The sequence below is a fragment of the Moraxella atlantae NBRC 14588 genome (assembly GCF_001591265.1).
In the GTDB taxonomy this organism is placed as follows: domain Bacteria; phylum Pseudomonadota; class Gammaproteobacteria; order Pseudomonadales; family Moraxellaceae; genus Faucicola; species Faucicola atlantae.
This window is the reverse complement of record NZ_BCUL01000008.1, coordinates 1-12,897: the sequence shown is the minus strand read 5'-3', so window position 1 is coordinate 12,897 and position 12,897 is coordinate 1. Positions and strand designations below refer to the sequence as shown.

The window sequence follows — 12,897 nt, the reverse complement described above, 5'->3', positions numbered from 1 at the left end:
CTTGATCGGGCTGGGTGGTATGAGTGTCAGACGTTGTGGTAGAATGTTGAGGGTGTGATGGGTGCATCATTGCTACAATCCTAAATTGTCAAGGGTTTAGCCAAAACCTAAATCAATCAAAACAGATCCATTAAGACTCAGTTAATCAAGATCAGCCAAACCAAAAATAAAAATAAGCCGCTAATCATCTTGCGCCGCGTTTACACGCTTATAGTTTATACGCCTATGCGCTTATAAAGGATACGTCACGATGGGGTCAGCCACCAAAGCAGCCAACTGGCGACAATATTTGAGCAAGCCACGGGCTAGTATAGCAAAGCCTGACCACACTCTACCACTATCGGATATTCGTGCCGACAATCGCTTGTTTTTTCCAACCCTAAATAGTCACAGTGGGCGATTTTTTTGGCTGGGCGTGGTCATCTTCTTTAGCTTTTATGAAACCGCGACATTGCTGCATTTTATCGATGATTGGCAGCAACTGGGTGTGCAGCTATTTCGTGCGATCTCAACCACGGGGCTGATTGTGCTGTTTAGCGTTGGCTATTTAAGCTCTATTGCGCCACGACTGGCACAAAAAACGCGCCCACAGATGTTTTGGTGTGTCATGGTTACTGTGATGGTGGCAGTACCGTTGGCGGATTTGGTCGCGGCGGGTTTGCAATGGTTGATTTTGGGCACCGATACCGATGTTGTCGTATGGCTGAGCCGAACGTTTATCGATTTATTGATTGCCCCGGCCGTGGCGATGCTGTTTTTTTACCATTTTAACTACCAGTACACCAAAAACTGTCGCCATCAGCAGCAGCTTGAGCAGCGTTTGATTGAGCAAAATGAGCAGCTCAAAGCGCGTATTTCGCCGCATTTTTTCTTTAATATGCTCAATACCATGCAGTATTTGATCGAAACTGACCGCACAGCCGCTGAGGCGTTGATCCGTAGTATCTCATCGCTGTATCGCATGAGTTTTGATGAGGTGCGCGAGGTGGCGTTGATTGATGAAATTGAGATTTGTCAGCATTATCTGAACATCGAGCAATACCGTTTTGGTGAAAAATTAATCGTGCATTGGCTAATGCCTGATGAAGACACCTTGTACGACATGGTGATTCCGTCGTTGATATTGCAGATGTTACTTGAAAAGATGATCAATTTTGTCGTGGAAATGCTGGATGACACAGTGACAATTTGGGTGGCGATCAAATGGCAAAATGACTGGGTGGATATTGAGCTAAGCTGTGTGATTCAGCCAATAAATTATGATACTATCCAAAACCATGCCCAGCGGTATTTAAACTTCAGCGAGCAAACGCGCACCTTGCAGCGTTATTTTGGTGAACAAGCGTCGATTGACTATCAGCTTGATAGTACACAAATGCTGATCGATTTGCACTATCCACTTAAAGACGTTGGCACGTTGATGTGAATTGACACGTTGATGTGAATCAGTGCCTCAAGGTAGAATGTGCCTACCACTTGCGACATGACGGGCAATGTGGCACAATCCATGCATTGAGCGGCATATCGTCGTCAAATTGTCGCTATCATCATTTATATTTGCAAAATAAGTTTTATTAACTGACAATAACAAGTAAATTATTGATTGAATTTCATTGTTTATATGGCAGTCAAGCAACCTAAACAATAAGGCGGGAGAGAACCATGCGAGTGGTTATTTGTGACGATGAACCGTTGGCGCGCGAACGCCTCAAACGTATCATACAAGCAGAAGGACATGAGGTCGTCGGTGAAGGCGTGACGGGGCTTGAAGGTATCGAGCAGGTCAAAGCTACCCACCCCGATGTGATTTTGCTTGATATCCGTATGCCAAAAATGGACGGTATTCGCTGTGCCAAAGAGCTTAGCGAGCTTGACAATCCGCCCGCGATCATCTTTGTCACCGCGTATGACCACTACGCGATTGCCGCGTTTAAAGCCCATGCCATTGGCTACTTACTCAAACCTGCCAACCGCGAAGAGCTTAGCGAAGCCATGGCACGCGCTGCCGTTCTCAATACCGCGCAGCTTAGCGAAATGCGCCGCCTTGAGGATCGCGTGGCGCAGCCAAGCCGCCAGCACATTGCCGCGCGCACCCATCGCGGCATTGAGCTGATTGCATTAAGCGATATTTACTATTTTTATGCCGAACAAAAATATGTGCAAGTACGCCATAAAACTGGCACCGTGCTCATCGATGAAACGCTCAAAGACTTAGAAAAAGAATTCGGCGATATGTTTTTCCGCATTCATCGTAACGCACTGATCAATCTTGACTATTTAGCAATGCTAGAAGTGGTCGATCAAGACCATTACCGCGTACGGTTTAAAGGTATTGATGAAAAACTTGCCGTTAGCCGCCGCCATCTGCCCGTTTTGCGTGAAAAAATCCAGAATCTGTAATGACCCAAACCACTGCCCCGATTGACCACATCCGCATTGCCACGCGCCAAAGCCCGTTGGCAATGTGGCAAGCCAAGCACATTCAGGCCTGCTTACAAGCCTTGTATCCAAACTGCCACATTGAGCTAATTCCCATGGTGACCAAGGGCGACAAAATCCTTGATACGCCTTTGGCAAAAATTGGCGGCAAGGGCTTGTTTGTCAAAGAACTTGAGCAAGCGTTGTATGACAAGCGTGCTGACATCGCCGTACATTCGCTTAAAGACGTACCGATGGATTTGCCTGAAGGTTTAATGCTTGGCGCGTTTTGTGAGCGTGAACGCCCAACCGATGCGTTTGTGTCCAATCATTTTGCCAGCCTAGATGACTTGCCACGGGGTGCGCGCTTAGGCACCTCTAGCCTGCGTCGACAATGCCAGATTCAGCAGCACCGCCCCGATTTGGATATCATCAGCCTACGCGGCAACGTCGGCACACGCCTTGGTAAACTCGATGCCGATGAATACGATGCGATTATTTTGGCAACCAGTGGCTTGATCCGATTAGGACTTGGTGAGCGCGTGCGCCATGAGCTGCCTACGGATGTTTGCCTGCCTGCCGTCGGGCAAGGCGCATTGGCGATTGAATGCCGCAGCGATGATCACGCGATCTTAGCTGCGTTAGCACCTTTAAACCATCTTGCCAGTAAAATCTGCGTGTTGGCAGAACGCGCGATGAATCGCGAGTTGCAAGGCGGCTGCCAAGTGCCGATTGCAGGGTTTGCACAAGTTGATATCGGGCGGCTATGGCTACAAGGGCGCGTGGGCAGCGTTGATGGACGCGTACTGCTCAAAGCCGAACGCCACGAGACGTTGGCTTTAACGCCGGAAAACCCGAATGCCGAACGCCTTGCCGAAGCCGTTGGTGTGGATGTTGCCCGTCAGCTGCTTGACCAGGGTGCGGACAAGATTTTAGCCGAGATTTATTCAACCTAAGCACAAGGTGTCGGCGTGATTGTCATCAATACCCGCCCTGCCGAACGCGCTGCCAAACTAACCCAGTTTTTGCGTGGACACGGCGCAACAGTGGTCGAACTGCCGTTGCTAGCCTTGGTGGCAACGCCGTTGAGCATCACCGAACAGCAGGCACTGGTTGAGCTTTTCGCGCCCCAATCCCTGCCAGCCTACCAAGCGGTGGTGGTGGTCAGTGAGGCAGCGGTGAATTTTACCTTGCAGGCGGTGCAGGCTTTATCGCCCAAACAAACCACACCACATGCCCTACCGCCGTTTGTTTGCGTGGGACAAAAAACCGCCGATTATCTCACCCAACGTTGGCAAGCGCAATTTGGCACCACACCCAATACCTACTACCCCCCATTACCCGAGCAACAAAACAATATCGGTATGCTCCAGCTGTCATTGGTGCAAGGATTCAAGTCGGGTGACCGCGTGCAAGTCTGGCGCGGTGCTGGTGGGCGCGAGGTATTGATTGATGCGTTGCGCGCGCGTGGCGTCGCCGTGTCATTGATTAACAGCTACCAACGCCAGTTACCTGCTGCCACTTTTGCCTATTTTAGCCAGTTTTATGCCAAATTTTTGCTGCAACGCCCACCAACGCCGATTTGGGTGCTGATATCTAGCCTTGCTGCGTGGCAAAATTGGCTTGAGCTGCTGCAAAAAATTGCCCCCACTGTGTCGCCAAACGTTTTTAGTTATGTAGTCCTACAAGCGCGGATTGGTGAGCACATACGTACCCACAGCGATGCTTGTGTGCACGTGGTGGATGATTTACAACCCACCACGATTTGGCAGGCGTTGCAGGCTTAATTGCCCCCATCAGTTGGCATTTGTGCCAATACTTTGTGCATGGCTTTGGGCAATGCCAACGTCTGCGCCTCAGCAAGCGTGTGCCAACCAAAAGTCACGCCCTGCCCGCCCAAAGCGTGATTCAGCGCATTGACTTGGTCATCATCAAGCATGATTTGATACGGTTTAAACCACCACTCCATATGCGTCAAACCATGACTGACACTGCCTTGTGGGGCTTTGATTTGTTCGGTTAGGTCGGCAATTTGGCTGGCGGTCATGATGTCTGCCAGTGGTTTGCCCATGTGTGCCAGCACATCAACGATGATTTGTTCGGCTGCGTTGTATTGATGGGCGAACAAGCTATTATCTTGCCAGCTTTGGGCAGATTGTGTGGTGTTTGGCGTGGCGGCTGGTGTTTGCTCAAGCGGTTTTTGATTAAACAGTTTTTGGTAAAACAGCAACGGCAAGCAAACCAGCCCGCCCCAAATACCGCTATCAGGGCGCGTTAGCCACAACACACGCCCATTTGCATCGGTTAATAACAAAGCAAGCGATAACTGACGTGGACGCGCGGCGGCTTTTGCTTTGACAGGGTACGCGGTTGGGTTGCCCTCGGCGCGTGCCACACAATCGGCATTTACAGGACACAGCAGACACGCAGGCTTGGCTTTGGTGCACAAGGTCGCGCCCAAGTCCATCATTGCTTGCGCGTACAATCCGCTATCCGTGCTTGGGGTCAGACGCTCGGCAAGCTGCCACAAAATGCGGTTGGTGGCAGACTTGGTGATATCGCCATCAATGCCTGCCCAGCGTGTCAGCACGCGTTTGACATTGCCATCACAAATCACGCCATAGCCGCGTACGCCCATTGCCACCACCGCGCCTGCCGTCGATTGTCCCACGCCTGCGATTTGCTGCCACTCATCGACCGTTTGGGGAAAATCGCCCGTTTCAGCAATGATCGCTGCAAGCTGCTGCGCACCTTTGTGTAAATTACGCGCGCGCGCATAATAGCCGAGCCCTGCCCAATGCGCTGCCACATCTGCCCAATCTGCCGCCGCCAATGCCTGCACGGTGGCAAAGCTTGCCATAAACCGTGCAAAATACGGCTTGACGGTCGCCACCTGTGTTTGTTGCAACATGACCTCAGACAGCCACACAGGGTACGGATCTGGCGACTGTTTGTGGTGCTGTTGCCAAGGCAAATCATGCCGTCCGTGCTCGGCAAACCATGCCAATACACGCGGTGCAAAGCTTGCACACGCGGCATGATCTTGGGTCATGTCATGATGCGCAGATTGCGGTTGTTGATTTGGCATACGATGATTTGACTTGAGATTATCTGGCATAAAGCGGCAAAATGTTTGGCTAAAACCGTTTTAGTAAGGGCAACTCCGTCACACTTCAAGCATGGGTGTTTGGCGATCAATGACCAAATTTGGCGCAAATTTCAGTCATCAAAATCTTGCTAAAATTTATATAACCGTTAAACTAATGTTATTTTAACGGTTTAAATTTTTTAAAATCAACTTTTAGCTTGCTAATACCCAACCATGCGTGCCTATCCCCATCCTCCATCGTTTTGCCGCCTTGTGTGTATCATTAAGCCTTACCGACGCGTTTTACTCTCCTTTAGCCATGCAAACCTTTTAGCCCAAAAAAAAACCGTATGCCAGTAAGCATACGGTTTTTATTTTAAAATATTTAAAGCAGATTATTGTGCATTTGCCAAGTTATTTTGCATAAAGGCAATCATCGCATCCCAGCTGGCGTTTGCCGCAGCTTCATCATAGCCTAAATCGACATCATTTTGAGCGGCACGCTCGTCTGCTGCAGGATTACTAAAGCCGTGTTTTGCGCCTTCATACACATCAACCGTGTATTCTACATTGGCTTGATCCATTTCGGTTTTAAATTTGGCCACATCATCCATGGTTGTCATGGTATCGGCTTCGCCATGCGCGACCAATACTTTGGCAGCAAATTTGCCTTTTTCGGCAGGTTGTTTGGGCGTAAGGTTACCGTGGAAAGTCGCCACGGCCTGTAGTGGTAGCCCTTCACGCGCCATATCAAGCACGATTTTACCGCCAAAGCAAAACCCAATACCGCCTAGACGTTTGCTATCAACACCTTGCACATCACAAAAATCTTTTAAGATCGCTTGACAGCGTGCCATTAATTGGTCTTGATTGGCTAGCATTTGCTCCATCCATTCGTTGGCTTGGCTGGCATCGGTGGTCAGTTTGCCCTCACCATAAACGTCCATCGCTACTGCAGCAAAGCCTGCACGTGCTAGACGCTCGGTAACTTTTTGGACAAACTCAACCACGCCCCACCACTCTGGCGCGACCAAAATCGCAGGCGCAGGCTTATCTGCGCTGGCATCTTTGGGCAAACAAACATAGCTTTTAAGCTCTGTACCGTCGGGTGAGGTGGTTTCAAGTTGTAGAATTTGGATATCCATGATATAACCTTATCAATGTTGTTAAAAATTTTCAATGTTAAATCGCTTGTCGATGGTCAGCTGTTTGGTGACTGCTTTGTCACGCATTTGTCATACTGCCCAGTCCGTCAGCAATAGTTACTACCTTTTGACTTCCTCCCCTTCCTAAAGTGAGGGGATTCCTTCTACAAGACGGTCAAGCCCGACCGCAAGAATGTTCTTACTGGCGTTAATATCTCTATCATGCCGTGTGCCACACTTAGCACAAGTCCATTCTCTTATTCGCAAACCTGCTCTACCTTTCGGACTGTTGCTGTCGATTTGACCGCAACACGAGCAAGTTTGGGTAGTGTATTTCTCATTGACGATTTCAAAACGGCAACCTGCATGCTTGCATTTGTAGGTCAGTTGGCGTTTGAGTTCAAACCAACCTGCGTCATATACGCTTTTGGCTAGTTTGCCTTTTTTACGGCTGAATTGGGTGGTTTTTACATCACCGATCACGATTAGGGCATTGTTTTTAACTAGCCCTGTGGTGAATTTGTGGATAAGGTCTTGGCGTGTGTTTTTGATTTTGGCATGAATCGCTTTGACACGTTGTTTGTTTTTGGCTCGTTGGGCGATACTCAATTTTTTAGCCCATGCCTGTGTTTGTTTAATTTGTAGTTTATCGCCATTTGAGGCGGTGGCACTGTCTTTTAAGCCTAAGTCAATACCGACACTACCTGTACCACATTGCTGTTTTGGGTATTCTTTGACGGTGATACACGCATACCAACGGTTACGGCTGTCTTGGACGATTTCACAAGTATTAATACTATATAGCGATAGGTTATAGCTGTCCCATAGGTCGATGATGAGCTTTTGCCCTTTGGCTAAACTAAGCTGTAAGGTTGATTTTAAGCCTTTTTTACCCGTCTGATGGGTAGCCAGTAACTTGATTGCGGATTGCTTAAATGGAATCCAACCTAGGCTTTTACGCTTTGCCTTTGGGTTGTTGGTTCGCCAGTTAAGTTTAGCCTTTTTGAATTGGCGTCGCGATTTGGCGTGGGTTTCATTAATGGCTTGTATGGTTTGAGAATGCAAGCCAAGTAGTTGACCGCTACCTTTGGTGTATTCGTTTAGGTCATAGGCACTAAAAAATTTGCCAGTACGTTGTCGGTATTTAAAACTCAAGTCATTAACATAGTTCCACACAAAATTGACCAAACCGCTTAGGCGGTTTAGTTGGTCTGTGTGTTTGTCTTTTATGCGTAGCTTGAGGGTTTTCATAGGTTTAAGTATAATTGAATTTTTTATATTTTATAGTTGGTCTAATTGTATGTCAAATGACTAGCGTGTGTAAGCATGGCTACGCAGTCGCCTTATATCCACCGCCTAAAGTCGGTGGTTTTACGGCAACGGATGATAAAAATTTTGCCGTATTTTCCGCTATAATAGTGTAGTGTTTTGTTTGCCCACCCGTTTGATAGGCTTGATTGCCAAATTTTAAGAAAAACCATTTGCCCATGCCGACCAATTTGCTTGTCCCACCCATCGCGCCTGCCAGTAATGACCCTAGCCCTGCTGTGCGCCCACAGTTTTGGCAACGCTTTAGTTTAGCCGAGCTCAACGCGGCAGAATGGGAAGCACTGTGCGACGGCTGCGGCGCGTGCTGTTTGATCAAGTTGCAAGATGATGATACGGGTGAGGTTGAGTACACCGATGTGGCGTGTCAGTTGCTTGATTGCCAAACGGGCGCGTGTCGGCACTACCCAACGCGGCATCGTTATGTGCCCGATTGTATCGCGCTGGATTTAAACATTTTGCCAACGATGGATTGGCTGCCTGCCACGTGTGCTTATAAGCGGCTGTATCGCGGCTTGCCACTGCCTGATTGGCACCATCTGATCACAGGCGACCGCGCGTTAAGTCTGCGCCAGATGCAGGCGGCAAACGTCAGTGTGGCAGGACGCTGTGTGTCTGAAACACAGGTCGATGAGTGGGAACAAGAGCAGCGCGTGATTCGTTGGATTAAGCAGTGACGTTGGACAGCGTAGCATTGGATGGCACGTTGGCTAAGTTTGACAAGTTAAGTTAGGGGCATATGGGCGCGTTAAACAAACTCAGCACATTTTTGCAAAAAACATTTGCGTTTTGGGTGCTTGCCGCGGCGGTGACGGCGTTTTTTTATCCACCTGCGTTTGTGTGGATTGCGCCGTGGATCACTTGGCTCCTCGGCATCATTATGTTTGGCATGGGTATTACGCTATCGGTCGATGATTTTCGCGAGGTTGCCAAGCGTCCTGCTGCGGTGGGTATTGGCGTAATTGCGCATTATATCATTATGCCTGGTGTGGCATACGCGCTATGCAAAATCTTGCGTCTGCCACCAGAGATTGCGGTTGGTGTTTTGTTGGTCGGCTGCTGTCCAAGTGGTACGGCATCCAATGTCATGACGTATTTGGCGCGCGGCAATACGGCATTGTCGGTGGCGTGTAGTTTGGCCTCAACGTTTTTGGCACCTGTGCTCACGCCTGCGATTTTTTATTTATTAGCCAGTGAGTGGATTCATATCGATGCGTCAAGCATGTTTCAATCCGTGCTATTGGTGGTGCTGGTGCCAATTGTGCTGGGTGTGGTTGTACAGGCAATGCTTGGCAGACAAGTCAAAAAAATTGTCACCATCACGCCGCTATTGTCCGTGGTGGCGATTGTCGCCATCGTGGGCGCGGTGGTGGGTGTGAGTCAAGAGAAAATCGCCCAAACTGGCTTGCTGATCTTTGCCGTGGTTGTTTTGCACAACGCATTTGGCTTTTTGTTGGGTTATGCTGCTGGGCGATTGCTTGGCATGTCGCATTTTGACTGCAAAGCGATTGCACTAGAGACAGGTATGCAAAACTCTGGTCTAGGCGCGACCTTGGCGGCGGTACATTTTAAAACCAATCCCGTTGCCGCGGTACCTAGTGCGATTTTTAGCTTTTGGCATAACATCACAGGTCCGCTATTGGCAACGTATTGGGCGCGCCAAGCCGAACGCGACGCGCCCAAATCTTAAAAATTTATACCCCACTAGCGCAAAAACTTGGCGTGAAAATCGATGTGCTCACCGATAAAACTTGCAATAAAGTAATAACTGTGGTCATAGCCATCTTGTAGGCGCAACGTGAGTGGATAATCAATAGCTTTTGCCGTTTGCTCAAGCAATTGCGGCTTTAATTGCTCAGCCACAAATTCATCGGCACCGCCTTGATCAATCAGCATGGGCAGCTGCTTGCCTGTGTGCTGTTGCATAAGCGTAAGTGTGTCATATTGCTGCCACGTGGCCGTATCATCGCCAAGATACGCGCCAAATGCCTTTTGCCCCCATGGCACTTGGCTGGGCGCGACAATCGGTGCAAATGCCGATACGCTTTGATAACGCTCGGCATTGCGTAGCGCGATCATCAACGCGCCATGTCCGCCCATGCTGTGTCCAAAGATACTGCGCTTGTCATTGGTGGCAAAGTGGTGTTCAACCAATTTGGGCAACTCATCAACCACATAATCATACATGGCAAAATGCTTTGCCCACGGTGCTTGGGTAGCATTGATATAAAACCCTGCACCTTGCCCCAAGTCATACGCTGCGTCATCAGCAACCGCGTCGCCGTCGCTGTCGTGTCCGCGCGGGCTGGTATCGGGTACAACGACGATCAAATTATGCCGACTGGCAAACTGAGCAAAACCTGATTTTTGGATAAAGTTTTGCTCATTGCAGGTCAGCCCTGATAGCCAGTACAACACGGGGCATGGCTGCTGCGCAAGTGCAGCAGGCGGCAGATACACGGCAAACTTCATTGCGGTGTGCGTACACGCGCTATCATGTTGCCACACTTGCAACTCACCACCGTGTAATTTGTGCTGTTCGATTTTTTGCATTTTTATACCTTGTTATGCCTTGCTAAGAGCTTAAAAATGCACCACTGAGCGGATGGATTCACCTTTATGCATCAAATCAAACGCGGTATTGATATCCTCAAGCGGCATGGTGTGGGTGATAAACGGCGCGATCTCGATATCGCCTGCCATCGCTTGCTCAACCATCCCTGGTAGCTGCGAGCGTCCTTTAACCCCACCAAACGCTGTACCCATCCATTTACGCCCCGTAACCAACTGAAACGGGCGTGTGCTGATCTCTTGTCCTGCGCCTGCCACACCGATGATAACGCTTTGTCCCCAGCCACGATGCGCACACTCAAGTGCCGAGCGCATGACATTGACGTTGCCAATACACTCAAAACTGTGGTCTACACCCCAGCCCGTCATGTCGATAATGACTTGTTGAATCGGCTTGTCAAAGTCATTCGGGTTTACAAAATCCGTCGCGCCAAAATGCTCTGCTAAGGCAAATTTTTCAGGATTGGTATCAATGACGATAATTCGCCCTGCCCCTGCTTGTTTGGCGCCTTGCACCACCGCAAGCCCGATACCACCCAGCCCAAACACCGCCACACTGTCACCTGCTTGCACTTTGGCAGTATTGTGTACCGCGCCGATGCCTGTGGTCACGCCACAGCCAAGCAGACACACTTCTTCATGATTGGCTTTTGGATTGATTTTGGCAACTGATACATCTGCTACGACAGTGTATTCACTAAATGTTGAACAGCCCATGTAGTGATAAATTGGCTTGCCTTGGTAACTAAAGCGTGTGGTGCCATCAGGCATTACGCCTTTGCCTTGGGTCGCGCGTACGGCAACGCATAGGTTGGTTTTGTCGCTGCGACAAAATAAACACTCGCCACATTCTGCCGTATACAGTGGAATCACGTGATCACCGACAGCCACTGAAGTTACGCCCTCACCGACTGCCACAACCACGCCCGCGCCTTCATGCCCCAATACGGCAGGAAATACGCCCTCGGGGTCGTCACCGCTTAGGGTGAAGGCATCGGTATGGCATACGCCTGTGTGGGTGATTTTAATCATTACCTCACCTGCTTTGGGCGGCTCAACATCAATCTCAACGATCTGTAATGGTTCGCCTGAGGCAAATGCCACCGCGGCGCGTGATTTGATGGGTTTGGTGAAGTCTAGCTGTGTGGTTTGGGGTTGTGCATTCATACCTTGATCCTATTACCGTTCGATATGATTTTTGAAAAATGTTGGTATATTGAAAAATGTTGGTATATTATAGCCAATACCGTGTTACTGGGCTGTAACGATAAGCAATTGTTTGCCCAATAAACAAAAATCGTTGCAGCTTTGGTATCAGGTCAGTTTATTGTCACTGCCCACTACAGTGAGCTACCCTTGATTGGGTACACTGGTACAATCATGAACGCTTGCATTCTAAAAATGGATATTTGTTGCCTATTGATGCTGAGAATATCTACTCTCTGCACACGACAAAAAAATAAAAAAGTCTGATAAAACAAGGCATAATAGTAATTTTTTCGACGAATTAAACCATGCCAAATCTTATCAGACTAGAAACTATATTAGCCCAAAACCTAAAGCTACACAAGGCAAAAATCAACTGCATCAGCCAAATGATAATAGGTTTGATAACCGCCCAAAGTAGCAACCTAAAAAAGATAGCAAGGCACTTTCCCAATACAACACAAACCGACAGCAACTACCGACGCATACAACGGTTTTTAGCAGACACCGAACTTGACGAACACCAAATAGCCAGCCTTATTTACAACCTATTTGGGCTAGATAAAGTTACCCTTACCATTGATAGAACAAACTGGAAATTGGGCAAAAGCAACATCAACATCTTTATGCTAGCCGCCGTACATCACGGCATTGCCATTCCCCTATACTGGACAATGCTAGATAAACGGGGCAACTCAAGTACCTTAGAGCGAACCGAATTGATTGAAAAATTCATTCACAACTTTGGCAAAGACAAAATCGTAAAAATACTCGCTGATAGAGAGTTTGTCGGCAAAGCGTGGTTTAACTGGTTTACCACAGAGCATTTAAAATTTGCTATACGCATTAAAAAAGACAGCAAAGTTTTTAACAGCAACGGTGAAAGCGTACAAATACACACCCTGTTTCACAACCTAAGCCAACAGCAAACGTATCATCATGACCGAACTTTAATGGTTGATGACTGCTCTGTTAAGGTATCCGCCAAGCTTGATAGCGACAACGATTATGTGATTGTGGCGACCAATGATTTTGACGATGATGATGCGATGGCAACTTATGCCAAGCGTTGGCAGATTGAAACGCTGTTTTCTTGTTTTAAAGGACGTGGCTTTAATCTTGAGGACACGCATTTAACCATAC

The 12,897-nt window shown here is 48.4% G+C and carries 12 protein-coding genes; 7 read left to right on the top strand and 5 right to left on the bottom strand.

Annotated elements, in window-relative coordinates:
• The first annotated feature begins 250 nt into the window (after positions 1-250).
• The 4 genes from MA2_RS06135 (at position 251) to MA2_RS06120 (ending at position 4,205) form a co-directional block, all read left to right on the top strand.
• Positions 251-1,426: a sensor histidine kinase gene (locus MA2_RS06135; protein ID WP_067057997.1), complete on the top strand. Its 1,176-nt coding sequence runs from the start codon at positions 251-253 to the stop codon at positions 1,424-1,426.
• Between the two features lie 236 nt (positions 1,427-1,662).
• On the top strand, positions 1,663-2,400 hold the full coding sequence (locus tag MA2_RS06130) for a LytR/AlgR family response regulator transcription factor (RefSeq protein WP_067057995.1): 738 nt from the start codon (positions 1,663-1,665) through the stop codon (positions 2,398-2,400).
• Entirely contained in the window at positions 2,400-3,374 is a 975-nt protein-coding gene (hemC, locus tag MA2_RS06125) for a hydroxymethylbilane synthase (RefSeq protein WP_067057993.1), read from the top strand. Before MA2_RS06130 ends, hemC begins: the two co-directional genes overlap by 1 nt.
• A 15-nt stretch (positions 3,375-3,389) precedes the next feature.
• Entirely contained in the window at positions 3,390-4,205 is an 816-nt protein-coding gene (locus tag MA2_RS06120; RefSeq protein WP_067057991.1) for a uroporphyrinogen-III synthase, read from the top strand.
• Here the strand turns inward: MA2_RS06120 and mutY are convergent.
• The 3 genes from mutY to MA2_RS06105 form a co-directional block, all read right to left on the bottom strand.
• Positions 4,202-5,470: an A/G-specific adenine glycosylase gene (gene mutY / locus MA2_RS06115; RefSeq protein ID WP_067058129.1), complete on the bottom strand. Its 1,269-nt coding sequence runs from the start codon at positions 5,468-5,470 to the stop codon at positions 4,202-4,204. The two genes, MA2_RS06120 and mutY, sit on opposite strands and share 4 nt — an antisense overlap.
• A gap of 431 nt (positions 5,471-5,901) precedes the next feature.
• Positions 5,902-6,651 (bottom strand): dienelactone hydrolase family protein, encoded by a 750-nt coding sequence (locus MA2_RS06110; protein ID WP_067057990.1) that lies wholly within the window; start codon positions 6,649-6,651, stop codon positions 5,902-5,904.
• 144 nt (positions 6,652-6,795) lie between these two features.
• The gene (locus tag MA2_RS06105) at positions 6,796-7,902 is read right to left on the bottom strand and encodes an RNA-guided endonuclease InsQ/TnpB family protein (protein ID WP_067057988.1); all 1,107 of its coding nucleotides are present in this window, start codon (positions 7,900-7,902) and stop codon (positions 6,796-6,798) included.
• A gap of 236 nt (positions 7,903-8,138) precedes the next feature.
• Here MA2_RS06105 and MA2_RS06100 point away from each other — a divergent pair, with 236 nt between their 5' ends.
• Both MA2_RS06100 and MA2_RS06095 read left to right on the top strand, forming a co-directional pair.
• Positions 8,139-8,654 carry a YcgN family cysteine cluster protein gene (locus tag MA2_RS06100; RefSeq protein ID WP_067057986.1) on the top strand — a complete coding sequence of 172 codons (516 nt, stop codon included), beginning with the start codon at positions 8,139-8,141 and terminating at the stop codon, positions 8,652-8,654.
• A 62-nt stretch (positions 8,655-8,716) separates the two neighbouring features.
• Positions 8,717-9,667, top strand: a complete 951-nt coding sequence (locus MA2_RS06095) for a bile acid:sodium symporter family protein (protein ID WP_067057984.1) — start codon at positions 8,717-8,719, stop codon at positions 9,665-9,667.
• A gap of 14 nt (positions 9,668-9,681) precedes the next feature.
• Here the strand turns inward: MA2_RS06095 and fghA are convergent, their stop codons facing one another.
• Together fghA and MA2_RS06085 are read right to left on the bottom strand one after the other, a co-directional pair.
• Positions 9,682-10,530, bottom strand: a complete 849-nt coding sequence (fghA, locus tag MA2_RS06090) for an S-formylglutathione hydrolase (protein WP_067057982.1) — start codon at positions 10,528-10,530, stop codon at positions 9,682-9,684.
• A 30-nt stretch (positions 10,531-10,560) separates the two neighbouring features.
• A complete protein-coding gene (locus MA2_RS06085; protein ID WP_067058127.1) occupies positions 10,561-11,670 on the bottom strand; it encodes an S-(hydroxymethyl)glutathione dehydrogenase/class III alcohol dehydrogenase in 1,110 nt (369 codons plus the stop codon).
• Between the two features lie 392 nt (positions 11,671-12,062).
• On the opposite strand from MA2_RS06085, the gene MA2_RS06080 reads away from it, so the two are divergent.
• The coding region (locus tag MA2_RS06080) for an IS4 family transposase (RefSeq protein ID WP_082781982.1) at positions 12,063-12,897 on the top strand (835 nt) is incomplete at its 3' end.

Bases quoted from the DNA above. Each gene is read 5' to 3' on its own strand.
- MA2_RS06100 (WP_067057986.1), top strand. From the start codon at position 8,139: ATGCCGACCAATTTGCTTGTCCCACCCATCGCGCCTGCCAGTAATGAC.
- MA2_RS06130 (WP_067057995.1), top strand. From the start codon at position 1,663: ATGCGAGTGGTTATTTGTGACGATGAACCGTTGGCGCGCGAACGCCTC.
- mutY (WP_067058129.1), bottom strand. From the start codon at position 5,470: ATGACCCAAGATCATGCCGCGTGTGCAAGCTTTGCACCGCGTGTATTG.
- fghA (WP_067057982.1), bottom strand. From the start codon at position 10,530: ATGCAAAAAATCGAACAGCACAAATTACACGGTGGTGAGTTGCAAGTG.
- MA2_RS06105 (WP_067057988.1), bottom strand. From the start codon at position 7,902: ATGAAAACCCTCAAGCTACGCATAAAAGACAAACACACAGACCAACTA.
- MA2_RS06135 (WP_067057997.1), top strand. From the start codon at position 251: ATGGGGTCAGCCACCAAAGCAGCCAACTGGCGACAATATTTGAGCAAG.
- MA2_RS06110 (WP_067057990.1), bottom strand. From the start codon at position 6,651: ATGGATATCCAAATTCTACAACTTGAAACCACCTCACCCGACGGTACA.
- hemC (WP_067057993.1), top strand. From the start codon at position 2,400: ATGACCCAAACCACTGCCCCGATTGACCACATCCGCATTGCCACGCGC.
- MA2_RS06095 (WP_067057984.1), top strand. From the start codon at position 8,717: ATGGGCGCGTTAAACAAACTCAGCACATTTTTGCAAAAAACATTTGCG.